The 23,732-nt window shown below is 60.1% G+C and carries 18 protein-coding genes; 5 read left to right on the top strand and 13 right to left on the bottom strand.

All coding sequences use genetic code 11. The annotated features are described in order from the left end of the window. Positions 1–26 precede the first annotated feature (26 nt). The 4 genes from RCJ00_RS13905 to RCJ00_RS13890 are packed head-to-tail and all read right to left on the bottom strand — an operon-like array spanning position 27 to position 4,160. On the bottom strand, positions 27–1,343 hold the full coding sequence (locus RCJ00_RS13905; RefSeq protein ID WP_316222653.1) for an ABC transporter substrate-binding protein: 1,317 nt from the start codon (positions 1,341–1,343) through the stop codon (positions 27–29). Beyond that, the gene (locus tag RCJ00_RS13900) at positions 1,340–2,176 is read right to left on the bottom strand and encodes a carbohydrate ABC transporter permease (RefSeq protein WP_316222652.1); all 837 of its coding nucleotides are present in this window, start codon (positions 2,174–2,176) and stop codon (positions 1,340–1,342) included. Before RCJ00_RS13900 ends, RCJ00_RS13905 begins: the two co-directional genes overlap by 4 nt. Next, the gene (locus RCJ00_RS13895) at positions 2,173–3,072 is read right to left on the bottom strand and encodes a carbohydrate ABC transporter permease (RefSeq protein WP_316222651.1); all 900 of its coding nucleotides are present in this window, start codon (positions 3,070–3,072) and stop codon (positions 2,173–2,175) included. The genes RCJ00_RS13900 and RCJ00_RS13895 overlap by 4 nt, the downstream gene beginning before the upstream one ends. Beyond that, entirely contained in the window at positions 3,069–4,160 is a 1,092-nt protein-coding gene (locus RCJ00_RS13890) for an ABC transporter ATP-binding protein (RefSeq protein ID WP_316222650.1), read from the bottom strand. The genes RCJ00_RS13895 and RCJ00_RS13890 overlap by 4 nt, the downstream gene beginning before the upstream one ends. 269 nt (positions 4,161–4,429) lie before the next feature. On the opposite strand from RCJ00_RS13890, the gene RCJ00_RS13885 reads away from it, so the two are divergent. Beyond that, the gene (locus RCJ00_RS13885) at positions 4,430–5,437 is read left to right on the top strand and encodes a LacI family DNA-binding transcriptional regulator (protein WP_316222649.1); all 1,008 of its coding nucleotides are present in this window, start codon (positions 4,430–4,432) and stop codon (positions 5,435–5,437) included. On the opposite strand, the gene RCJ00_RS13880 is transcribed toward RCJ00_RS13885, so the two are convergent. Then, complete coding sequence (locus RCJ00_RS13880) at positions 5,434–6,132, bottom strand: gluconate 2-dehydrogenase subunit 3 family protein (protein WP_316222648.1); 699 nt, start codon at positions 6,130–6,132, stop codon at positions 5,434–5,436. The genes RCJ00_RS13885 and RCJ00_RS13880 overlap by 4 nt on opposite strands. Next, entirely contained in the window at positions 6,129–7,841 is a 1,713-nt protein-coding gene (locus RCJ00_RS13875; protein WP_316222646.1) for a GMC family oxidoreductase, read from the bottom strand. Before RCJ00_RS13875 ends, RCJ00_RS13880 begins: the two co-directional genes overlap by 4 nt. A gap of 176 nt (positions 7,842–8,017) precedes the next feature. Here RCJ00_RS13875 and RCJ00_RS13870 point away from each other — a divergent pair, with 176 nt between their 5' ends. Genes RCJ00_RS13870 through RCJ00_RS13855 form a run of 4 tightly spaced genes read left to right on the top strand, consistent with a single transcriptional unit; the run spans position 8,018 to position 11,595 of the window. Then, entirely contained in the window at positions 8,018–8,437 is a 420-nt protein-coding gene (locus tag RCJ00_RS13870) for a c-type cytochrome (RefSeq protein WP_316222644.1), read from the top strand. 49 nt (positions 8,438–8,486) lie between these two features. Beyond that, the gene (locus tag RCJ00_RS13865; RefSeq protein WP_316222643.1) at positions 8,487–9,314 is read left to right on the top strand and encodes a 3-keto-disaccharide hydrolase; all 828 of its coding nucleotides are present in this window, start codon (positions 8,487–8,489) and stop codon (positions 9,312–9,314) included. A gap of 20 nt (positions 9,315–9,334) precedes the next feature. Next, positions 9,335–9,892: a gluconate 2-dehydrogenase subunit 3 family protein gene (locus tag RCJ00_RS13860; protein WP_316222641.1), complete on the top strand. Its 558-nt coding sequence runs from the start codon at positions 9,335–9,337 to the stop codon at positions 9,890–9,892. A gap of 11 nt (positions 9,893–9,903) precedes the next feature. Beyond that, complete coding sequence (locus tag RCJ00_RS13855) at positions 9,904–11,595, top strand: GMC oxidoreductase (RefSeq protein ID WP_316222639.1); 1,692 nt, start codon at positions 9,904–9,906, stop codon at positions 11,593–11,595. A 103-nt stretch (positions 11,596–11,698) separates the two neighbouring features. Here the strand turns inward: RCJ00_RS13855 and RCJ00_RS13850 are convergent, their stop codons facing one another. From RCJ00_RS13850 to RCJ00_RS13820, 7 genes are all read right to left on the bottom strand, one after another. Further along, complete coding sequence (locus RCJ00_RS13850; protein WP_316222637.1) at positions 11,699–12,685, bottom strand: alpha/beta hydrolase; 987 nt, start codon at positions 12,683–12,685, stop codon at positions 11,699–11,701. A gap of 3 nt (positions 12,686–12,688) precedes the next feature. After that, positions 12,689–13,741 (bottom strand): sugar phosphate isomerase/epimerase family protein, encoded by a 1,053-nt coding sequence (locus RCJ00_RS13845; RefSeq protein ID WP_316222635.1) that lies wholly within the window; start codon positions 13,739–13,741, stop codon positions 12,689–12,691. After that, on the bottom strand, positions 13,738–14,835 hold the full coding sequence (locus RCJ00_RS13840; RefSeq protein ID WP_316222634.1) for a Gfo/Idh/MocA family protein: 1,098 nt from the start codon (positions 14,833–14,835) through the stop codon (positions 13,738–13,740). Before RCJ00_RS13840 ends, RCJ00_RS13845 begins: the two co-directional genes overlap by 4 nt. Before the next feature lie 15 nt (positions 14,836–14,850). After that, the gene (locus tag RCJ00_RS13835) at positions 14,851–16,365 is read right to left on the bottom strand and encodes an MFS transporter (RefSeq protein WP_316222633.1); all 1,515 of its coding nucleotides are present in this window, start codon (positions 16,363–16,365) and stop codon (positions 14,851–14,853) included. 242 nt (positions 16,366–16,607) lie between these two features. Then, positions 16,608–18,824, bottom strand: coding sequence for a TonB-dependent receptor domain-containing protein (locus tag RCJ00_RS13830; RefSeq protein ID WP_316222632.1), 2,217 nt, complete (start codon positions 18,822–18,824; stop codon positions 16,608–16,610). A 226-nt stretch (positions 18,825–19,050) separates the two neighbouring features. Continuing rightward, positions 19,051–20,655 carry a sodium:solute symporter family transporter gene (locus RCJ00_RS13825; RefSeq protein ID WP_316222631.1) on the bottom strand — a complete coding sequence of 535 codons (1,605 nt, stop codon included), beginning with the start codon at positions 20,653–20,655 and terminating at the stop codon, positions 19,051–19,053. A 213-nt stretch (positions 20,656–20,868) separates the two neighbouring features. Next, a complete protein-coding gene (locus RCJ00_RS13820) occupies positions 20,869–23,538 on the bottom strand; it encodes a glycoside hydrolase family 3 protein (RefSeq protein ID WP_316222630.1) in 2,670 nt (889 codons plus the stop codon). Positions 23,539–23,732 lie beyond the last annotated feature (194 nt).

Below are 23,732 nucleotides of genomic sequence, written 5' to 3'. Positions count from 1 at the left end.
ACGGCGGGTCATAGCGGATGTGTCTTTTAGAGAACGTGGAAAAGGAGATCGTTGACGCGATTTTCAGCATCCTTCAATGCACGGTCCACCGTCTTGTGACCGGTAATGGCCGAAGCCAATTCATCGCCGATTATGTCCCGCACCGCGAACTGACGCTCGATGCCGGGAGGCAGGGTTTCGCCTGTGCGCGCCAGGGTGACAATCTCGCTCCGGTGCGGCAAATTCAGATACTTGGCGCTGGCGGCGACATCGGCCTGGGTCGTCAGGTGTCCAGTCCGCGACCAGTCAAAGTCATGCATCTGCAAGAACTTCATCAGCCTGAAAACCGCCGCGCGCTGGGCGGGTGTGCGCTCTCGCCTGGGCATGACCCAGGCGTGACCGTCGACATAGGCGATCTGATCGGTGCTGCCGTATAACATGGGATAGGGTTTGACCGTATAGCCATGATAAAGCGGCCGCCCCGGTGTATTGGCTTCGGCATTGAAGGTGCCGATCATCCAGGTTCCCACCAGACAGATACCGCCCTGCCCGTTCAGGAAGCCGGCCATCGCAGCGGGATAGTCCTGGCCCGGCGCCATCAGGCCCTCGGCGTAGATTTGACGGAACAGATCCACCACGCGATGTGCCTGCGGCGTATCGATGTGAATATGGCGCGGATCGGTGAAGAAGACAGCCTTCTGGTCGAGCAGATAGGTGTACAGGTCGAGCGTAAGGGCGGCACGTTCATTATCCGTCGGCTGCAACAGATAGGGTAGTCCCGTTCGCGCCTTGAATTGCCGCGCCTGGGCCAGCAACTCCTCCGGCGAATGTGGCAGGATCGGTTCTCCGTCCTTCACCAGACCCGCCCTGGTCATCAGGTTCATATTGATGTGCCAAAGCTGCGTCCAGTTATCGAAGGGCATGCCATAGACCTGCCCATTGATGGTCACACCGTTGCGCGCCGCCGGCGTAAAGTTGCCGACGTCCAGCCCGATGGCCTTGAAATCGGCATCGAGCGGCTCGATCAGGTGGCGAGAGGCAAAATCCGGCAGGGTCGACATGTGCATGACGACAATATCGGGGGGATCACCGGCGGCATACTGTGCCGACAACTGGTCATAGCCGGGCCAGGGTGCGATATTGACCGATAAAAGGATATCGGGATTTTCCTTTTCAAAAGCATCCAGTAGGCCAGTCACCACTTCGCATTCGCCATCGGGATTGGCAATCGGCGCCTGACCGTGCGGGACATTGGCGCGACACTCGCCGAATATGCGCTGAACGGTGATATGGGTGCGATCGTCCCTGGCGTGACAGGCGGTCAGCGCGAGCAGGATAAAAACGGTCAGGACGCGCATCTTCATCGGATCGCCGCTCCCGATACCGCGCGAACAATATACTTCTGGAAAATGATGTAGACGATCAGGATGGGCACTGCGGCGAAAACCGCCTGGGTCATCAGGTAGCCGAGTCCCGAGGTCTGGGCAAAGTTAATCTGCGACGCAGATAGACCAACTGTCAGGGTGAACATGTCGGGCCGCGTCGCCGAAATCAGCGGCCACCAATAGTCGTTCCAGGACGCCAGGAAGGTGAAGATGCCGAGCGTCGCCTGAGCCGGTATGGTGAGCGGCAACAGGACCTTCCAGAAAACTTTCAGGCGCGACGCATTGTCGAGCATGGCCGCCTCATCGAGTTCCTTGGGAATGGCACGGAAATACTGTGTCATCAGGAACACCCCGAAAGGGGCCGCCAGCCCGGGCAGGATAAGGCCGGGATAGGAGTTGTGCAGGTGCAGGGCTGTGAATAGCTGATGACGAGTAATGATCACCGCCTGCTCGGGAATGGCCAGCCCGAACAGCACGAAAAGGAACAACTTGTCGCGCCCGGGGAAATCGAGGCGGGCAAAACCGTATCCCGCCAGGGACGACAGGATCAGCACCCCAATCGTCGTCAGGCCGGACACGATCACCGAATTCATCAGCCAACGGAAGACGCCGGAATTGCGCACGATCGCTTGATAATTTTCCAGGGTGTAGGGACCGTGAAAGGCGTTCGCCGTCGAATGCAGCAAATCCCCGTTCGATTTCAGTGACAACAGCAAAGTCCACATCAGCGGACTCAGCATGATAAAGCCGAGCACGACCAGAAGCGCCAGCGCGCCGGCGTCGCCGATAGGTTTCGACGCGACGGGAGTCATGATGTCGCTCCCTTCGTGGCCTTGAGTGTCGCACGCTGGCGCGTCACCAGATACTGCGCCACCGTGGCGATGAGGATGATGGCGAAGAGAATCTGTGACGCGGCAGCGGCATAACCGATATCCCAACGGCGGAAACCGATCTCGAAAATAAACAGCACGATCGACCGGGAAGCACCATTCGGGCCGCCCTGGGTGATCAGTTGCGGCTGTCCGAACAGCTGGAATTGCAGGACGCACTGGAAGATGGCGACCAAGATGACCGTGCGGCTGACACTCGGCAGGGTGATCGACCACAAAGTGCGAAACCACGAGGCATTATCGAGCGCAGCGGCTTCATAGATGTCCTTTGGGACCTGCTGAAGCGCTGACAGATATAGCATCATCGGCAGGCCGAGGCACCACCAGACGGTGATAATCGCCATAGATATCATCACGAGGCGCGGATCGCTGAGGAAAGGAATGGCGCCAGCGCCGAACAGGGCGCGGATGTTCGCCACCAGCCCGCCATCGGCCATGAGGATCATGCGCCAGATCAGGGTGACAATGGTCACGGACAGCACCGAAGACGAAAAGAAAACGCCGCGAAAAAAGGCCGCGACCCGTGTTGTGCGATTAAGCAGAAGCGCCAGGAACAGCGGGACAACGGTCAGGGGCGGCACGGTAAGCAGCACGAAATAAAAGGTATTGGCGACGCTTTGCCGGAAAACGGCGTCGCGCAGCAGGCGGCTGAAATTTTCCAGCCCGACAAATTCGCCACCCCCGAACAGGTCTGCCTTGAACAGGCTGAGCCCCATGCCCGCCAACAAGGGATAGACCAGCAGGCAGACATAGACGGCCAGGAACGGTGCCACGAATAGGGCGTTGGACCACCGCGTCTTTTTGCGGTTAGCAATCATTCCGTGGCGTCCGTGTGATAAGCTGTGCCGTTACCATCGAAAATGTGGGCGGTGCCAGCATCGATGTTTAGACCGACCGTATCGCCCATGCGGACCTTGCTGATACCCGCGTCTTCGGCGGTCATTGGCGTCCCATCGGCCAGCTTCGTGTAGACCAGGGTGCGCTCACCCAGCCGTTCGACAAATTCGACCTGCGCATCCAGATCACCCGCCCCGGGTGCCACGACGGCTACGGTTTCCGGACGTAAGCCGACGCGCCAATGCGTCGATTGCGGTAACCCGGAGGCGCCTACGCGCGTCGCGACCGCCCGGCCGCCCAGACGCGCGACGACGAAACCGCCGGATTCGCCGATTTCGGTCTTGAGAATATTCATCGGCGGCGAGCCGACAAAACCTGCGACAAAGATGTTGGCCGGCCGTGCATAGACGTCCATCGGCGTGCCGACCTGCTGAATGCGCCGGTCATTCACCACCACGATGCGGTCGGCCAGAGTCATGGCCTCGACCTGATCGTGCGTCACAAGGATCATGGTGGCCTTTAGCCGGCGGCGCAATTGCGCCAGTTCCAGCCGGGTGCGCATGCGTAAGGCCGCGTCGAGATTCGACAAGGGTTCATCGAACAGGAACAGGTCCGGATTTTTAACGATAGCGCGGCCAATGGCAACGCGCTGCTTCTGGCCGCCGGACAACTCCTCCGGCTTTCGGTCTAGATAGTCGGACAGCTCCAGGATGCGGGCGGCCTCATCGATACGGCGGACGATTTCGACCTTGTCCACGCCTATGTTCTTAAGGCCGAACGCCATATTGTCGGCAACGGTCATATGCGGATAGAGGGCATAGTGCTGGAAGACCATGGCGACGCCGCGCGCACCAGGCGCCAGGGTATCGACGCGACGATCCCCAATGTGGATCTCACCGGCATCGACATCCTCAAGCCCGGCGATCATGCGCAGAAGGGTCGATTTTCCGCAGCCCGAAGGCCCCAAGAATGCAACGCATTCGTTCGGTTCGACAGTCAATGAAATGTCTTCGAGCACCGAAACCGGGCCGTAGGCCTTGCTGACGTTCTTAATCGCGATGCCGCTCACACGCCTACCCTCAATAATCACAGTCCACGGCAACCACGCGGACGCCGCCCGACGATGACCTCTTTGATGTGATTAGCGGCGAACCTGCACAGGAGTCCACCCTACCGCCCTGTTTCTCTGGAAGCGCCTTTTTGGCTTTTTACTCAGACAAAATGAGGCCTAACACCTAAGTTCGCCGTCGGCAACCGAGGTCAAAATCGGCGTTTCCGCTGGAACGATACGTGATATCGCATTAATGACAAGGTGATAGATTCTTTTCAGGACAGGCCATGTCAACCATTCAGGATGTCGCGAAACTGGCGGGCGTATCGACCGCGACGGTTTCGCGCGTGCTCAATGGCTATGCGCACGTCTCCCCGCCTGTGCTGGAAAAGGTTGTGGGGGCCATTGAGCAACTGGGCTACGAACCCAACCAGATGGCTAAGTCGCTGCGAACGTTGAAGACGTCCCGCATCATCGTCACCGTACCGGACATCGCCAATCCGTTCTTCGCCAACATCATTCGCGGCGTCGAAGAGGCGGCCCAAGTTGCCGGCTATACGGTCCTGCTCGGCGACGTCGGCTCCACCCCGGACAGCGAAGAGGCCTATGCCGGGCTGCTCCGCCGTAAGGAAGCCGACGGCATGATTTTCCTGGGCCATACCCTGCCCGCGTCGTTGAACGACCTCATCGCCCGCAAAGGCGCCGCCGCCCCGGTGGTCAATGGCTGCGAATTCAGCGCCGACTTGGCCGTGTCCAGCGTCCATATCGACAATGCCGGCGCCGCCCGCGAAGCCATGGATTACCTTTACGCGCTTGGGCATCGCCGTATCGGCATCATCACCGGCGATTTGCGCAGCCCAATCAGCCGCGACCGTTTGCAAGGCGTCAATGACAGCGCGCGAACCCATGGGCGGGCCTCAGACCTGACCATTGTGACCGGCGACTATTCGATCGAATCCGGCGTCGAACTGGCGGCACGGTTGGCCGGGCTGGCGACGCGCCCTACGGCCATATTCTGTTTTTCGGACGATATGGCGTTTGGCGCTCTGCATGCCTTGCGTCAGGCGGGACTGAATTGTCCCGGTGATGTATCCGTCGTCGGATTCGACGATGTCCGCCTGGCGCAGTTCGGCGCGCCGACGCTTACCACCATTCGCCAGCCGATGCGCGAAATCGGCGCCCGAACCGTGGAGTTGCTGATCGGTATAATCGAAAACGGCGTGACCGAACGGATCAATATAACGCTCGATCACAAGCTTATCATACGCGACAGCACGGCACCCCCCAAGCCTTAAGCGTAGGGTTCCAGTTGCAACGAGGTCAGCAGGGCATTCAGGTGCGCCATGGCCTCATCGCTCGGGCCAGGATAGTCTCCTATGATGGGATTTTCAGGCGCCATTCCGGCCGCCGCCAGATTGTCCGGCATCGAATAATAGCCGAAGATCGTCATCACCCGGAACCAGCCGAAGGCGTCGCCCGCCGCCTTCGGGACGTTGCCGTAGGCCAGAACCGCCTCGATAAGATGCTGCTGATCAATGCGCGACGATGACACGAAATCCGTTGCGCCGCTCAGCCGGCTTTGGGCATCGAGCCACAGCATAAGCGACAGAAGCTGTGGCCGGTCCTTTTGCTGATCCGGGTAAGGTGCGCTGATCCATTCATCGAAGAAGGCCGCGATATCGCATTCGCCCGCGCCTCTGGACACATCGTCGGCCGGCAACAACCAGTCACCCAGCGTGTTGATGAGCCGCCTGTGCGCTGGCGCCAGGGTCAGCGGCCATGGCGCGGTCGGGTTCATTGTGTCCGGATCAGTGCCATAGCCGGGTCCGGTAATCGGCGCCAGCGTCACCACAGGCCAAGGGGACACCTGTGCTAGGCTGGCTCCGCTGGGCTCAAGATTGGCGGGCACCTGGGCGAACGCCGCATCGGCCAGCAGGCCCGACGCGCTGGCCGCCATCATCCATCTCAGACTGTCGCGACGCGAAATCATGCCAGGCCTCCCGTCTTGAGTTCTGCCGCCAGATGCTCGCTGGACCTCATCGCCAGCGCCATGATGGTCAGCGTCAGGTTCTTATGCGGATTTGAGGCGAAGACCGAGCCGTCATGAAGGCGCAGATTGGGCACCTCCCAGGTCCGGTGCCATTGATCGGTCACAGAGGTGCGTGGATCGGCGCCCATGCGCGCCACGCCGGCTTCGTGGATAATCTCGCCGCCCGCCTTGATCGCCGCTTCAGGGGACTCGTCAGGCTGGGTAACAATGCCGCCAAGGCGGCTGAATATCGCCCGTGCCGTGCGCTGGCCATGGGCGATCTGGTTATATTCGGCCTGGGTCCATTGCCAATGGAATTTCAGAACCGGAATGCCGAAACGGTCGGTCACTGCCGGATCGATTTCGGCGTAGCAGCCATCATTGCGCACCATTTCCCCGCGCAGGCTGAGGTGCAGGGTCGTACCCTTCACATTTCGGACAGCCCGTTTGAGATCGCTGCCGTACAGGCGTGGCAGGCTCCAGATTTCCTGGCCCATGCCGGGCGCGCCAAACCGGCCACCGATTTCGAAATGATAGCCGCGCGGGAAGTCGAGCTGACCCGCCTGCTGTGCCTTGTACAACCACCACGGAATGTACATGTGGGCGAAATTGATGCCGAATTCGTTGTAGTAGGGGCGGCCGGCCAAACCGGGAATGACGGCTTCTATGTGCGCGCCCGTCGTGTCGGTCAGATTACGACCGACCTGGCCGGACCCGTTGGCCAGTCCGTTCGGCTGAGCCGCCGTTTTCGAATTGAGCAGCAGGCGCGCGGTTTCGCACGCCGAGGCCGCGAGTATGACCGCCCGGGCACGCACGATATGGCGTTGTCCCGTTTTGCGATCAACATATTCGACGCCATCCGCCTTGCGCTCATTGGACAGGACAACACGCGACACCATAGCGTCCGTGACGACCTTTAGCCGTCCCGTCGCCTTGGCCATGGGCAATAGGGAGGTTGTCGTCTGGAAGGCTGCACCGATATTACACCCGCGCCCGCAGTCCGTCGCATTATAACAGGCGCTGCGCGGCGCGGCATCGTCTGGCATGTCGCGCGTCAGCACGGCCGTGTGCGTCCCAACGCAGGGAATACCCAGCGACTTCGCCGCTGCCGCGATCAGCAATTCCGGCACGCGTGGTTTGGGTGGCTGGTGAAGGATTTCAGGCGGCGAATCCGGATGATTTTCGAGACCGAGCGGCCCGCCGCACACCCCAATCAACTGCTCGACTCGGTCATAGAAGGGCGCGACCGTATCGTAGTCGATCGGCCAATCGACGCCCTGGCCATCTCGTGAAAATCCCTTGAAATCATATGGGCCAAAACGCGGCACATGACGCGCCCAATGATTGGTCCTCCCGCCCAACATACGCGACCGCCACCATTTGAAATCCTGGCCTGTCGCCTGGGTGTAGGGTTCGCCTGGCACCTCCCAGCCGCCATCGATCGTGGCGTCATAATAGCCGAAAGGCTTGTCCGGCGTCCCCACACCGCGCAGGGGCGCGTCCTGGTCGGTGCCAAACATGTTGACCTCCTGCCCGGGATCATAATCGCGCCCGGCTTCGAGCATGAGGCAGCGAATCCCGGCGCGTGTCAGGACATAGGCCGACATGGCGCCGCCCGCGCCGGAACCCACGATGATGACATCAATATCGGCAACGGCAGTTTGTGCCATGCTCCGCCCCTGTTCGCTCCCTGCGCGATTTGCCGCGCTTTTGTGTCATGTATTTCATGCGGTCATGAAGTTGGCAAGCGGGATTGTAATCGATTTCAGATCATGATACGCATTTTGAAAACGAGGGATAATGTGCTGAGATGGCGCTCCCCGATAGCAGGTGCAGGAGAGTTGTTTTGCTGAAATTTTCGCGTGGCGTTTCGTTTGTTTCTGGCGTTCTCAGCCTTGCGGTTATTGGGTTTGCGCCCGTCATGACCGCTCATGCGGCACCGCTTGATGCCGCCCAGATGGCGGCCGGAGAAAAAGCCTTCGCTCAGTGCAAGGCCTGCCACAACCTGGCCGCCGCCGCCAAGGATAGCGTCGGTCCTAACCTGTACGGCGTTTACGGCACAAAGGCCGGCGCCCATTCCACCACTTTCAAATATAGCGCCGCCATGAAGGCATCGGGCCTGACCTGGGACGATGCGACTCTTGACACCTTCCTGAGCGGCCCGACCAAGGCGGTTCCCGGCACCAAGATGGCCTATCGCGGCGTTACCGATCCCGCCACGCGCAAGGCGCTGATCTATTACATCAAGGCCCAATCGGCCAAGTAAGCATTGCCGTACAGCGTACCCGAAAAAATAAAAGCCACAGGGGCAGGAAATGAAGCGTTTTATATCGGCCGGGCGAATGCTCGGACTCGCGTTTGCCTTGACGGTCATGCCGACCGGACTGAGCCCGGCGTTCGCCGACGACCTCGGCTTTACCGACACCCCAATGCTGCCGGGCGGTAAATGGCACGTGCACGATCCCGCCCGGCCTCATCCACCGATCGTCACGCCGGGCCGAACAGCCGGCGATGCGCCGTCTGACGCCATAGTGCTGTTCGATGGCACGTCCCTGAACGCCTTCACCACCGCCGACGGCAAACCCGCCGATTGGACACTGGCTGACGGCGCCATGACCGTTCCGCATCGCGAAGGGCCTCATGGCGATGGCAATCTCACGACCCGCCAGGCCTTCGGCGACATGCAGCTGCACCTGGAATTCCGTGAACCCGCGGCTGTATCGGGCACGTCGCAGAACCGCGGCAATTCCGGCGTCATCATCATGGGCCAGTACGAGGTTCAGGTCCTCGATTCCTATGACAACGTCACCTATGCCGATGGCCAGGCCTCGGCCATCTATGCCTGGAAGCCGCCCCTGGTAAACGCCTCCCGCAAACCAGGCGAATGGCAAAGCTACGACATCATTTTCGAACGCCCGCATTTCGACAGCTCCGGCAAGGTCATCAAACCGGCCTACGTCACCGTGCTGCACAACGGCGTGCTGACCCAGAACCATCAGCAGATCCTGGGTAAGACCGACTGGAAAACGCTAGCCACATATCATCCGCATGCGGATGAATTACCATTTACGCTCCAGGATCACGGTGCGGCCGTGTCGTATCGCAATATCTGGGTGCGCAGACTGAAACCTGCCGAAGACTGACCAGACAAGGGGAAGCATACATGACACTTGATCGCAGACGACTTCTCACCGGTATCGCCGCAATGATCGGCGGCGCGGTCATAGCCCCCATGGCGCGCGCCATGGCCGGCGGCATGAACCCCGGCTTCGACGTCCAGGCCCCCTACATGACTGATGCTCAGCGCAAGCTGACAGCCGCTGTAAGTGAGCGTATCCTCCCAACTACCGACACGCCCGGCGCCATAGCGGCGGGCGTGCCGGGCTTTATCGAGATGATGCTCGCCGACTGGTATTGGCCCGCCGAACGCGATCTAGTCATGGGCGGTCTGGCCGCTATCGACGCCTACGCCCAAACCACCTTTGGCAAACCCTTTGCCGCCGCGACGCCCGCTCAGCAGGATGCGACGCTTACCCTTGCCATGAACCAGACTCTGGCCGGCGCACCCGCCGACAGTTTCGAACACCTGCGCCAGATGGTGATATTCGGCTACTACAGTTCCGAGATCGGCGCCACGGTCGAACGCGTCTACCTTCCCGTCCCCGGCACCTACGACGGCGCCTACCCCTATGCCAAAGTCAATCGCGTCTTTTCCTCCTGAGGGTTTTTGCCATGTCCGATACACGTTTTGACGCCATCGTCATTGGCTCCGGCGTTTCCGGCGGCTGGGCCGCCAAGGAACTGACCGAAAAGGGCCTTAAGGTGCTTATGCTCGACCGCGGCCGCATGGTAGAGCATAGTGTCGACTATACCTATGAAGGCACGGGGCCGTGGGAACAGCCCTATCGCGGCCAGACGCCGCCCGCCCTGACCGAAACCGACTATTACGCGTCACGTTACGGCGGCGCCGGCAGTACGGCGGTCAAGGATTTCATGAACAATGACCGTCTCAATCCCTATGCCTTCAAGGATGGTCCGGAATTTCGCTGGGTGCGGCCGGGTATAGTGGGTGGAAAGTCGGTAACGTGGGGGCGCGTGTCGCTGCGTTTTGGCCCGCAGGACTTCGAGGCCAATGCCCATGATGGTCACGGCGCCGACTGGCCGGTGCGCTACGAAGACATAGCGCCCTGGTATTCCTATGTCGAAAAATATGCCGGTATCGCAGGCCAGAAGGAAGGCCTGTGGCAATTGCCAGACGGCGAATTCCAGCCCCCGCACAAGATGAATGTCGCCGAAACCTGGGTCAAGGAACGGCTGGAAAAGGCTATGCCGGGTCGCAAGCTGATCCATACGCGGGCGGCCAACATGACCGAGGACAAGCCCGAACAGGGGCGCTCGCGCTGCCAAAGCCGGTCGCAATGCAATCGCGGCTGTTCGTTCGGCGCTTACTTCTCCAGCCAGGCCGTCACCTTGCCGGCCGCGAATGCGACAGGCAACCTGACCCTATTGTCGGATCAGGTCGTAACCTCGCTGGAATACGACCCCAAGACGAAGAAGGTCACCGGCGTGCGCGCCATCGATGCCAATACACGTGTCGCCCAGACCTACCGGGCGCGCATTGTTTTCGTCTGCGCCTCGGCCATGGCCAGCGTCCAGATTCTGCTAAATTCGCGCGTCGACGGATCACAGCGCAGCTTCGCTGATTCGAGCGGTCTGCTTGGCCGCTACATCATGGACCATCCCATGCTGACCGTGTTTTCAGGCAATCTGCCAGATGGCACGTACTCTGACCTTATTGAATACGGCCGCAAGCCCACCGGCGTCTATATTCCGCGCTTCCGAAATCTGAAGGGCCAGGATCCCGACGCCGATTTCGTGCGCGGCTACGGATGCCAGGGCGGCGGTAGCCGCGGCGTCGCCAATGCCGTCGGATTTGGGGCAGCGATGAAGGAAGGCCTGCGCAAATACGGCCGCTGGTCTATCGGGTTCAACGTATTCGGCGAGTGCCTTCCGTATACGGACAATACTGTGACCCTGCATCCGGATAAGGTGGATCGCTTCGGGGTCCCGCAGGCGCTTTTTAACGTCACCTATCGCGACAATGAACGCAAGATGATGGCAGACGCCGCTGTACAGGGCGAGAAGATGATGCGTGCAGCCGGCCTCGTCGATGTCTCATCGCAGGAACGGCCTCATATTCCCGGAGACTCCATCCATGAAATGGGCGGCGCGTGCATGGGCAAGGACCCGCGTACCTCTGTCACCAATAAATGGAACCAACTGCACGACGCGGACAATGTCTTCGTCACTGACGGTTCGGCCATGTCGTCAACCTCATGCGTCAATCCCTCCCTGACCTTCATGGCTTTCACGGCGCGGGCTGCCGATTATGCGGTCAAACAATTGAAGGCGGGAGCGATCTGAGCCTAAACATGCGAGAGGCATCCACCAGCTCAGCCCTCTGCGCTGGTGGATTGTGAACTCAATGACGGTCGCACCGTAATGGGCGGGCACCTATACAGTGACGTTACGCCATAAGCCCCTGACGGCGCGTGAAATTAACCAGCAGGTCCGGCCATAGATGATATGGCTCATTCGGCGCCGGCTTCATGCCGAAACCATGGCCGCCGGTTGCGAACAGATGGGTTTCAACGACAATGCCCTTGGCCTTCAGCACCTCGCGGAAGGTCGTCGTATTGGCCACGGGCACCGTATTGTCGTCTTCGGCGTGCACCATGAAACACGGCGGCGTGTGGGCATCGACATTATGGTCGGGCGAATAGCGCGCGATCTGTTGCGGGGATATGGCCTTGCCGAACAAGGACGGAATAGTGCCAGAATAGGCGATGGCCGGATCAAGCGATTGCACGGCATAGATCGGCGCTGCAATCAGGGGCCGTGCATCCAATTCATCGACGGCATCGACCGGCGTATAGGTTCTTACCGCATGTCGCGTCGCCAAAGACGCGGTGACGAAGCCGCCGGCGCTGAAACCCGCGACACCCACACGTTTAGGATCGATCTTGAAGCGCGCCGCATTGGCGCGAATAAGGCGCATGGCGCGCTGGGCATCGGCGGTGGCAAGGTCCGGCTTACCGGCCCACCCATCATTGGCCAGACGGTAGAAGAGGACAAAACAGGTCACGCCCTGGCGGTTGAAATGCGCCGCCAACTGATAACCTTCGTGGTCGAAATAGTTCCAGCTGAAGCCGCCGCCAGGGATGATCAGCATCGCCCCGCCATTGGGATTTGCGGCCGGGAAAATAGCGATGCGGGGTTTCGATATACCCTGAACGCGACGCACCTTGATGTTGGGGTCGGTCGATACGTCCTCGACGACCTCCTTCATGTCAGGCCGCAACTGGCCGGTGACCTTGGGCCACAGGTCGATGGTGCCAACAGGTTCCGGCCACGCCAGGCCACGCTTGGTGGCCACATCCGGTGCAGGCGTCTGCGCAACGGCGCTCCCCGCCGCCAGAACAAGGGGGGTCAACAGAAGCGAACGGCGATCCATCTCTTAAAATCCCATCAAATTGCGCAGGCCGTCCTTTGATGCCCCGGAACCGGCAAAGTCGTCAAAGGCTTTTTCAGTAACGTGGATGATGTGATCGCGGATGAAGGCTGCCCCTTCGCGTGCGCCGTCTTCGGGATGTTTCAGGCAGCATTCCCACTCCAGCACCGCCCAACCCTCGTAATCATACTGCGCCAGCTTGGAGAAGATGCCTTTGAAATCCACCTGGCCGTCGCCCAGCGAGCGGAAGCGCCCTGGCCGGTCGATCCAGTTTTGATAGCCGCCATACACGCCCGAACGGCCCGACGGATTGAACTCAGCGTCCTTGACGTGGAACATCTTGATGCGGTCATGGTAGATGTCGATATAGCTGAGATAGTCCAGTTGCTGCAGCACGAAGTGGCTAGGGTCGAAGAGGATATTGGCGCGTTTATGCCCGCCCACCTCATCGAGGAAGCGTTCGAAGGTCGTGCCATCATGCAGGTCTTCGCCCGGATGAATTTCATAGCAACAATCGACCCCGGCGTCTTCGAACGTATTGAGGATCGGTTTCCAGCGCCGCCCCAATTCGGCGAAGGCTTCTTCGACCAAGCCAGCCGGACGTTGCGGCCAGGGATAAAAATAGGGCCAGGCCAGGGCGCCGGAAAAGGTGGCGTGCGCCTTTAGACCCAGCCGTTGCGACGCCTTAGCGCCAAGCTTGACCTGCTCCACCGCCCACGCCTGACGCTCCTTCGGCTTGCCATGCAGGGCCAGAGGCGCGAAGCCGTCGAACAACGTATCATAGGCCGGATGGACGGCGACCAATTGCCCCTGCAAATGGGTCGATAGTTCCGTCACCTGAAGCCCGTGTTGGTCAAGCCTCCCCTTGATCTCGTCGGCATAGGTCTGACTTTGGGCACACTTTTCCAGGTCGAAGATATGCGGCGATGAGGTCGGAATCTGAAGCCCCTTATAGCCCAGACCGGATGCCCACTGCGCCAGGCTATCCAGCGTGTTGAAAGGGGCCGTATCCCCGAGAAACTGGGCCAGGAAGATCGCCGGGCCTTTGAGGGTTTTCATGAAAGCTGCTCCCAGCGCTGGTTCTGACTTGAGGCGACGGCGGTGGCCACAAAGGCCATGCCGCGTACGCCGTCCTCTATGCCCGGCACAAGCGACGGCTCACCCGTCGCCACCTGCTGCGCAAAATCGTTATAAAGGGTGGCGAAGGCTTCGATATAGCCTTCTGGATGTCCCGCTGGCACGCGCGCGCCGTAAGCCAGATAAGGCATACCGGCATGCAAAACCTGCGTCGGCTGGTCGTGCCAGTTGAGGGTCAGGCTATTCGGCTGTTCCTGGGACCAGTCCAGCCCGCCTTTTTCCCCATAGACACGCAGACGCAGGCCATTGCGATCGCCGGCGGCGATTTGAGACGCCACGAGCACGCCGCGCGCTCCGTTGGCATAGCGCATCAGGATATTGCAGTCGTCATCGAGCCGGCGGCCGGGCACGACGATACCCAGGTCGGCGCTTAGGCGCTCGACCCGCACGCCGCTGACAAATTCGCTGAGATGAAAGGCGTGCACGCCGATATCGGCGATGCACCCACCGATGCCCGATTGTGCCGGGTCGGCGCGCCAGTCGGCCTGCTTGCTGTGCACCGGCTGAGACAGCCAGCCCTGGCTATACTCGACCACGATCTTGCGGATCGCCCCCAGCTGCCCTTCGCCGATCAAACGGCGCGCCTCGCGAACCAAGGGATAGCCGCTGTAGGTATAGGTCAGGGCATAGTGACGGCCCGTCGCCCGAACGACGTCACGCAGGCGCAGGGCTTCTTCGAGATTGAGCGTCGCGGGCTTGTCGCACAGAACGTGAAAACCCGCTTCCAGCGCCGCCTTGGCAATCGGGAAGTGGGTATCGTTGGGCGTAACGATCGACAGAATATCGATTCTGTCCGGCCGCTTCGCCTCCGCCGCCAGCATGTCGTGCCAGCTCGCGTAAACACGATCCGGGGCCAGCCCATAGCCCTCACCCGCCTGCTGATTCCGTGCCGCATCGCGGCTGAATGCGCCGGCGGTCAGGGTCAGGCGGTCATCCAGCCGCGCCGCCATCAGATGGACCGGACCGATAAACGCCCCCGGTCCGCCGCCCACCATGCCTAATCTAAGCTTCGTCATATCATCCCGAATGTGTCAGTGGCCGCCGATAACGATGGGCTTATAGCCGCCCTTGCGGCGGAAGTAGAGGATCATGCCAAGGAAGGCGATGAAGGTCAGAACGGGCAGCAGGGCCACCTCCTTTAAGGCATCCTTGCGCGCACCATTGGCCAGGCCATCCAGAACGGCCTTGTCGGCGGCAGGTGCGGCGGCCACCTTGGCTTCGTCCAGCGCCTTGTAGCGCCCAAAGACGCTGACCTTTTCCTGGGTCAGATAGGTACCGACCAATTGAGTTTGGTGCGCGGCATCGTGACGGATCAGGCCTTCGCGCGTCGAATTGTCCTGGGCGGCCCCAAGCAGCACGGAGCCCACGATACCGGCCGCCAGCATACCGCCGCCAGCCAGCATGTTGAGGGTGACCGCGCCGCCTTTGGGGAACTGTTCGGACGCAACCCCAAGCGCCGTGCCCCAGAAGAAGCTCTTGCCGATGCCATAGAAGGTGGCAGCGGCCAGGATAGCCATGCCGGTGGCACCGGACATCATGAACAGACCCGCCGCCGCCAGGGCCGACGCCATGGCCAGAACGCCCAGGGGATTAAGCCATTTGATGAGCGTGCCGGCGAAGATGCGGATAACGAAGACAAGCGCCGAGGTGTAGATGAGCACCCAGCCAGCTTGGAGACCCAGCTTGGCCATTTCCGGCCCCATCAGCGAGGAAATCCAGCTATCGGTCGACAATTCGGTGACCGCCAGCGGCATCATCAGCAGGACGAGCAGGATATAGAGCGGACGTCCCGGGTGGCGCGATAGGACGGCGTATAGGATGGTCAAAGCAACCGCGATGCCCATCGATACAAAGGTGCTGAGGGCAAAGACCCGGCCGACTTCGAGCATGATCAGCGCCGACAGGATAAAGGCGGAGATGAACCCGGCTTCGGCCAGCATGGTACGGTAATCGACGCCGGATGCGACACGTTCCGATACCGGGAACTTACGGCCGATCAGCAGGATCGTGTAGACAAGGACCGGGGCCAGCATCAGGCCGACCTTGACACGCCAATCAAACCCGCCAGCCGTATCGAGCCCCATGGCCAGTAACCCACCGAGAATCATACCGCCCGGCCACGCGGCGTGCAGCCGGTTCAGCCATTTCGATTTGTCGTGCGAGAAAAGCGTGGCGATCAGCGGATTGGCCGCGGCCTCGACCGCGCCATTGCCGAGCGCCATGATGAAGGTGCCGGCGTAAAGCTGCCAGTAGCCGTGGGCCGTGAACAACAGGCCCAGGCCCAGGATATGGCATACGGCGGCAAACCACAGGGTGAGCCGAAAACCGATCCGATCAATGAAAAAGGAAAAGAGGACGATGGTAATGGAAAACGGCCACAGGCCAACACCGAGCAATTCTCCCTTCTGCGTTTCCGACAAGGCGAAATCGACGCCCCAGCTATCGATGACCAGCGCGCGCAGAATGAAACAGAAGGAGGTGGCGGTAATGGCGGCGAACGATGTAGCGAAAAGCCAGCCGTTTCCCTTTCCTGACGTCGTATCCATGAAGAACCCCTGTAATGTCCGGTCAGTCACGGATGAAGCATCCCCGCGCTGCCCTTTGCTATAGGCTCTAGGTGTAATCGATTACAGGAAAATTGCAAATAGTCTTGTCATGTCCATCGCCGTGACGCGGCAAAAACCGCGCCTGGCCGGGCTAATCGGCTTGAAAAACAAAGACGCTCCGGACATCCGCCCGGAGCGTCTTTAAGGAGCATTTGAAGGGACAGTTCACCCTGCCTTGGTGTTTACATCGGACCGCCGGGACCGCCGCCCGGGCCACCCCAACCACCGCCACCGGGGCCACGACGCTGGCCATCCCATGGGTTCTGTTGTTGCGTGCTGGACGAGCCACCGAGCGTGTAGCTCAGGCCGATCATGATAGTCGGTCCCTGGCGGCTGCCATAGCTTTCCGAATAGACGGTCGAGGTATCGGTAATCTGCTTGAATTTGCCGGAATGGAATGGATCCTGGACGTTGACCACCAGAGCGGCCTTCGGCGTATATTGATGGCGATAGGACAGATTACCGGACGAGAACGGCGCGCGATACCCCTGCCCTGTCAATTGCTTGCCGGACGAGAAGTACATCAATTGGATACGATCTTTGAGCGTGGCCGCATAGTCGAGCATGATCCGGCCGGACAGGGTTGAGCCGTCCTGAGTGCCGCCGATATCCGTCGTCAACTTGTTATAGGCCAGATTACCGTTGGCATTGATGTTGAGCTTGGGCGTCAGCTTGCCCTGGAGATTGAATTCCAGGCCGCCAGCTTCGCCATCGCCAAAATTACGCTTGGTGGTCACCAGGATAGGCGAACCGCCCGGCGTCGTCGCCGGTTCGAAATAGCTGTAGCTGGTGATGGTGTCGGTCGTCTTGCGATAATAGCCGCGCAGTTGGTAGTTGAACTTGCCCGTGACTTCGTAACCAGCCTCGAACGAATCCGTTTCCTGGGGTTTCAGCGCGGAATTGCCCTGGCTGACATTGGTCGGATCCTGATAAACGCGGAACGGATTGAGGTCCTGCGGATTGGGTCGTTGTAGACGGTGCGAATAGGAGAAACGCACCTTCTGGGTGTCGCTCAAGGCATAGGTCGCAAAAGCACTGGGGCTTAGCTTGGTATAGGCGATATGGCTTGTCGTATTCGATGAAACGGCGTCGGTGTCGAGGTCCAGCGCTTCGGCGCGCAAGCCGCCTTGTACCGTCCATTTTTCCCCCAGACCTTGCTGCCAGGTGACATAGGCGGCGCTAATGGTCTGTTCGTAGGCAAAGATATTGCTCAGTCCCGCAGAGCCGGCGCCGGTGGCGACGTTATTGAAGCGATTGTCGTCGCGGGTGATCTGCACGCCTGTCGTCAATAGTGCCTGACCGATGGGGCGGTTATAATCGACACTGAGGACAGCGTTGCGGGTGTCGCTGTTATTGGTGCGGACGTCGGTCGAGTTTGTGCCGCCAAGGCTGTAGACATTCTGGCTGTTCGAGGTGCTGCCACCGATCGACCGGCTAAGACGCAGGTCGGTCTTCAGGGTTTCACCGGCCAGATTGCCGGTGTGGTCCCAGCGCAGGCCCAAACCGGTTTCATCCCGCTGGCCTTCACTGACCGAATGGCGGTCGTAACGGCTCAATGCGGCCCCAGCAGGGTCGTAGATGGCATAGGTGGAATCGCTGGTGCTGTCGTTCTCGCGATGCGAGGCGTTGACCTGGACGCCGACGCTGTCCTTATCGCTTATGGTATAATCGTAACCAGCATTGCCCGACACATTGTCGTTCGTGCCGTTGGTCTGGCCGACCTGGTCCGTGCGGCTGACGACATTGCCGTCGCTGTCGAGACGTTGCAGAACCGATCCGCTATTGCCCGGCCGCGTATCATGACGCACGTTCAGGCCGCCGGAAATCGTGTACTTACCGGCATTGCGCGCGCCGGTGATGGCGGCATTGTAGCGATCCTCACCGACATTGGCGTTTATCGCGCCGGTGTTGCCGGGCTTGCGGTTCTTGCGCATCACAAGGTTGATGATACCGCCGGACCCTTCGGACGAGAAGGCGGCGCCAGGATTGGTCATGACCTCGATCGAATCGATATCGCTGGATGCCATGGATTGTAAGGCGCCGGCGCGGTTGTCACCCTGCATCATCGCAGAGGGCTTGCCATCGATATAAACCTGGACATTGGAGTTGCCACGCAGAGTGACATTGCCTTGGGTGTCGACATTGACCGACGGCACCTTGGACAGGGCATCCGCCGCTGTGCCAGACGTCGAATCGATTTGATCCTTATTGTCGTACACCTGACGGTCGATGCGATTCTGCGGCTTCTTGCCGGTCACAGTGACGTTGGTGGTTGACTGATCGGTTTGAGCGGGCGCTGTCTCGCTAGGCGGCGGGGGCGGCGGCGCATCCTGCGCCTGCGCGGTCGCGTGGCCCAGCAGAATCAAGCCCGCCAGGGTCGTTGAAAGACCGGTTCTCATCAAAGTTTTCGAACGCATACGTCATGCCCCATGAATTTTATCCGGCGCATAACGATGGAAAATGACCGTTGCATGGCGGAAGTACGACTCAAACGCAAAGGTCGTACAATTCCGTCGATCCTGACTATTTTACCACAGACGCGCGGCGACGGACGGCAAGTCGCGCTTAGACACAAAAAAACGGCGAGGGTTTCCCCTCGCCGTTCCGTTATCTTGTGTTCTGGTCTTACCAGAACAGCGAATAGAGCGCGATCAGGATAACAACAACGCCGATGGCCAGGACGTTGAAACTCATCGTCGTCTTGAAGTTGACGCCTTCCAAAGTCAAGGTCGAGACCTCGCGCTTGTTCGGCACGACCAGTGACACGAGCACGCACAGCGCCGTCGTGGCAACGAACACCCAGCCGACACGGTTCATGAACGGGTAAGTGGGGTCAATATAGGACCAGATAGCAGAGATCAGCACACCACCCAAAATGGCCGCGAAGGCGCCGGCGGTCGAGCAGCGTTTCCAGAACATGCCCAGCGCGAAGATGACCACGATGCCCGGCGTGAAATAGCCGGTGAAATTCTGGATGAACTGGAAGGCCTGGTCGGTCTTGCCGAGCAGCGGCTGAGCGACGGCGATGGCAATAACGACCGCGATGACCGATGCGATCCGGCCAACCGTCACTAGCGACTTTTCGGTCAGTTCCGGCTTCAGCGGCTGCACGATATCGATGGTGAAGATGGTGGCGATCGAATTGATCTTGGACGCCGTGGACGAAATGACGGCGAAGGTCAAGGCAACGAAGACTAGACCGAGCAGACCGGTCGGCAGCAATTTCATCATTTCGGGATAGGCGTGATCCGCGACGGCCAGATTGGGCGACAGGATCAGGGCGGCCATGCCGGGGACGACGACGATCAGCGGCATAAGCAGCTTGAGGTAGGCCGCGAATGCGATGCCCTTTTGCGCTTCCGGCAACGACTTGGCGGCCAGGGCGCGCTGGATGATGTACTGATTGAAGCCCCAGTAGGAGATGTTCATGATCCACATGCCGCCGACCAGGACAGCGATGCCCGGCAAGTCCTTGTAGAAAGGCGACGTCTTGTCGAGGATCATATGGAAGTGCTCCGGGAAACCGGCGCGCAACTTGTTGAAGCCGGCGACAAAGCCACCGAACGACTGTTCGCCACCAATCTTGGAGAGAGTCAGGCCGGCGATGATAAGACCACCGATGACCAGCAGGGTCACCTGAACGATATCGGTCAGGGCCACGGCCCTGAGGCCGCCTGAAATCTGATACAGCAGAGCGAAAACGCCAAGCGCAATCAGCACGTACACCGGATCCAGGCCCGTCACCGTCGTCACCGCCGTACCGCCCAACCACAGGATAGAGGTCAGGTTGACGAAGACGTAGAGGATCAGCCAGAAAATTGCCATCAGGTATTTCACCGACGGCCCAAAGCGCTGCTGCAGGAAGCCCGGCATCGTCATGACGCCGTTTTTCAGGAAGACCGGCAGGAAGTACTTCCCGACGATGATCAGGGTAATGGCCGCCATCCATTCATAGGAGGCAATGGCCAGACCGATGCGGTAGCCGGAGCCCGACATGCCGATGATCTGTTCGGCGGAGATGTTGGCGGCGATCAGCGACGCGCCGATGGCCCACCACGGCAGGGTGTTTCCGGCCAGGAAGTAGCCTTTGGAGGAGACTTCCTCGCTGGCCTTACGGCGGGATACCACCTGGGCCAGAATGAAGATGGAGACGGCGTAGAAAAGCACGATCCAGATGTCGAGGCTTTTCAGAAAATTGGCCGAAGGCAGGTACTGAGCTAAATCAGGCATGTTTCCCCTCATGGTCCGTTGGAACGGAATGGTTATTTATAGTACAATTGACACAGCCTGCTGGCTGAATCAATGGTGAGCACGCATCCCAACGAAAGTGCAGACACTTTTTCGATAGGAATGCGCCGTGTCCCAACAGGTAGACGCCGGCGATGGATTCGCCGATCTAAGTATTTTACCCCGCCCTTCCGCCAAGGAGGGGCGGGGTCTGTATTATTTGACCGGGCACACGCCGTCGCCCTCATCGGACGCCAGGCGGATGCTCGAATAGCTGATCGACAATGGGGTTTGTGACTTCAAGGCAAACGGCACGCCCACTTTTGACGGATCGAGACCTGCCGCAACGAAGCAGTCGAGCGTCACCTTGACCGTTGCCCAGGTGCCGACCGGCGCCTTCAAGACAGAGGCGATATCGACCGTCTTCTCCGATGCCCGGTCGGCGCCCATGCCCAACAGCACAGGACCGGTGACGGGGGCATCGAGACGGTAGGTGACACCCAGCGTCATCTTGCCGGTTGTCTGGCGGCTCAGATCGACCGGCGCCTCAGTGGTAATCGCAGCCTCGCCCGTGCCCTTGCCGCTGAAGACCAGCGCGCGGCCACCTTCCTGCTTGTTATCGGCATCGACGGCAGATTGCGTCACCACGCCAGAGGCGCTGCCGAAGCTCGACTGGTCGCCCGTATTCGCTCCTTGTGCATCGATCAGGCTGAGTTTCCACGGCGCCTTGATGCGACCGGACGCGAAATAGGTATCGACATTGACGACGGCTTCGTCGCGCAGGCCGGAATCTTCCGACAATTGCGGTAAATCACCGATATCGGCATAGGTCAGACCGTACCCGTACGGGAACAAGGGGTCATAACCGACGGTGCCAACATTGAGGGGGCCTTGATTGGCCGTCTTCGGCCACGAGAAGGTCAGCTTACCCTTGAAGTCGTGGCGCGGTTGACGGTTCAGATCGCCCACGATGACGTCGGCGATACCACCGCCTTCAGTCCCCGGCAACCACGCCGCGACAAAGGCATCGGACGCGTTGATTTCCGGATTGGTCCATAGCGGGCGTCCAGACAGGAAGATGGTAACGACCGGGATACCTTGCTTTTTCAGCTTGTGAATCAGCTCCAGATCGGTGCGGTCGCCCGGTTGATAGTCAAGGTTAGGACGGTCGCCCTGAAATTCCGCATAGGGGTCTTCGCCAATGACCACGACCGCGACGTCCGGCTTTTCCTTGTAAAAACCATTGTCGCTGAGCGTCGCCGTGCCACCCGCCTTTTCGGTCGCCTCGACCAGACCTTCCCAGATCGACTGACCGTGCGGGAAGTCGGCGCGCGAATTCCCCGTCCCTTGCCAAGTAATCGTCCAGCCGCCGGACTGCTTGCCGATATCGTTAGCGCCGGAGCCGGTCACGAGAATGCGTGCACCCGGATCGAGCGGCAGGATGTGATTGGAGTTTTTCAGAAGAACCAGGGACTCTTGCACCGCCTGGCGGGCGATAACCCTGTGCGCAGGCGAGCTGAGCTGATCCCAATGCCCGGACAGCGGCCGATCGAGCGGCGCGCCGAGGGTAAACAGGCCGCCCTTGATCTTGGCGCGCAGGATGCGGCGTACGGCGTCGTCGAGACGCGACATCGGCACCTCACCCGACTTTACGTCGGTGACCAGGTTTTCATATATGGCCTTCCAGGAATCGGGCGCCATGTACATATCGACGCCGGCATTGATCGCCTGTGGGCAGTCGTCGTGTTCGCAGCCCGGAATCTGACGATGGGCGTTCCAGTCGGTGACGGTGAAACCGTCAAAGTGCATGCGTTGCTTCAGGGCGCCGGTAATCAGACGCTTGTTGCTCGCCATCTTCTGTCCGTTCCACGACGAGAAGGAAATCATGACCGACAGGACACCGGCGCGAATGGCGGGCGGATATCCGGCATTATGAATGCGGGCCAGATCGGCTTCGGACAGTTCGGCATTGCCTTGGTCCTTGCCGTCCTTCGTGCCGCCATCCCCCAGGAAATGTTTAGCCGTGGACATGATGTGGCCAGGCTTGATTCCGTCGCGGCCGCCATTCGGGCCTTGCAGCCCTTCGACCATGCGGCCGGAATAGGCGGCAACATCGGCAGGATTTTCGGAATAGGATTCGTAGGCGCGACCCCAGCGCTTGTCACGGGCCACGGCGACCGTTGGCGCAAAGGTCCAATCGACGCCCGCCGCCGCCATTTCCGCGGCAGTGGCTTCACCGATCTTTTCGATCAGGTCCGGATCGTGCGTAGCGCCCAGCCCGACATTGTGCGGGAAGATGGTGGCACCGACCAGGTTCGAATGGCCATGCACGGCATCGATGCCGAACAACAGCGGAATCGGCGCCTGGGTCGGGCGCGATTGCGCCGCACGCCAGTAGTCATCAGCCAGTTTCAGCCATTGATCGGGCGTCGCGCGCTCATTGCCGCCAGGGGACGAATTGCCACCTGCCAGGATAGAGCCCAGCGGATAGGTCTTGAGATCGTCCGGCGTGACGTAGGCGATATCGGCCTGCACCGTCTGGCCGACCTTTTCTTCCAGCGTCATCCGGCTCATGATCTCGGTGATCTTCGCCTCGGTGGCGGCATCGATCAGCCCGGCATCCGCCAGTTTCGGCCACGCCGGATCGACGGCAATAAGCGCCTCTCGGGCGGCGGGCGTCTTTGCCGCCGGCTTGACGACCTTTTTCTTGACGGTCTTGTGCGCGGCGGGTTTGTGCGCAGAGACCTTGGTTTTCGCCTCGGCGACATTAAAGGCGCCCAGCGACAGAGCCGCAATGACGCCAAGCGCCACACCGAACATCAAGGACGGCTTGACGCCGGAATTGCGCGCCAGCCTGTGCGCAGCTTCAGATTTGGGATTCGACATGATGCTCCTTGGTGTTCTTCCACAACGTTTTTTGGACGATCATTAACACGGCGGCGATGCGATAAAAAGGCACCGCACCTGACACGCTAACGATCTGGCCCTCTGTAGTTTTCATGTGACGATGAACGGGACCTGACCTGAATTTAATGACAGCGCTATCAGCCAGCGTCAAGTCATGAAACCCATATAGAGAA

Source organism: Asticcacaulis aquihabitans, from assembly GCF_032490435.1.
In the GTDB taxonomy this organism is placed as follows: Bacteria; Pseudomonadota; Alphaproteobacteria; order Caulobacterales; family Caulobacteraceae; genus Asticcacaulis.
This window is presented reverse-complemented; position numbering and strand designations above follow the sequence as displayed.

Excerpts from the sequence above, each read along its gene's own strand:
- RCJ00_RS13830 (WP_316222632.1), bottom strand. The coding sequence starts at position 18,824 with ATGAGAACCGGTCTTTCAACGACCCTGGCGGGCTTGATTCTGCTGGGC.
- RCJ00_RS13850 (WP_316222637.1), bottom strand. The coding sequence starts at position 12,685 with ATGGATCGCCGTTCGCTTCTGTTGACCCCCCTTGTTCTGGCGGCGGGG.
- RCJ00_RS13885 (WP_316222649.1), top strand. The coding sequence starts at position 4,430 with ATGTCAACCATTCAGGATGTCGCGAAACTGGCGGGCGTATCGACCGCG.
- RCJ00_RS13905 (WP_316222653.1), bottom strand. The coding sequence starts at position 1,343 with ATGAAGATGCGCGTCCTGACCGTTTTTATCCTGCTCGCGCTGACCGCC.
- RCJ00_RS13825 (WP_316222631.1), bottom strand. The coding sequence starts at position 20,655 with ATGCCTGATTTAGCTCAGTACCTGCCTTCGGCCAATTTTCTGAAAAGC.
- RCJ00_RS13840 (WP_316222634.1), bottom strand. The coding sequence starts at position 14,835 with ATGACGAAGCTTAGATTAGGCATGGTGGGCGGCGGACCGGGGGCGTTT.
- RCJ00_RS13895 (WP_316222651.1), bottom strand. The coding sequence starts at position 3,072 with ATGATTGCTAACCGCAAAAAGACGCGGTGGTCCAACGCCCTATTCGTG.
- RCJ00_RS13860 (WP_316222641.1), top strand. The coding sequence starts at position 9,335 with ATGACACTTGATCGCAGACGACTTCTCACCGGTATCGCCGCAATGATC.
- RCJ00_RS13845 (WP_316222635.1), bottom strand. The coding sequence starts at position 13,741 with ATGAAAACCCTCAAAGGCCCGGCGATCTTCCTGGCCCAGTTTCTCGGG.
- RCJ00_RS13875 (WP_316222646.1), bottom strand. The coding sequence starts at position 7,841 with ATGGCACAAACTGCCGTTGCCGATATTGATGTCATCATCGTGGGTTCC.
- RCJ00_RS13880 (WP_316222648.1), bottom strand. The coding sequence starts at position 6,132 with ATGATTTCGCGTCGCGACAGTCTGAGATGGATGATGGCGGCCAGCGCG.
- RCJ00_RS13855 (WP_316222639.1), top strand. The coding sequence starts at position 9,904 with ATGTCCGATACACGTTTTGACGCCATCGTCATTGGCTCCGGCGTTTCC.
- RCJ00_RS13865 (WP_316222643.1), top strand. The coding sequence starts at position 8,487 with ATGAAGCGTTTTATATCGGCCGGGCGAATGCTCGGACTCGCGTTTGCC.
- RCJ00_RS13835 (WP_316222633.1), bottom strand. The coding sequence starts at position 16,365 with ATGGATACGACGTCAGGAAAGGGAAACGGCTGGCTTTTCGCTACATCG.
- RCJ00_RS13900 (WP_316222652.1), bottom strand. The coding sequence starts at position 2,176 with ATGACTCCCGTCGCGTCGAAACCTATCGGCGACGCCGGCGCGCTGGCG.
- RCJ00_RS13820 (WP_316222630.1), bottom strand. The coding sequence starts at position 23,538 with ATGTCGAATCCCAAATCTGAAGCTGCGCACAGGCTGGCGCGCAATTCC.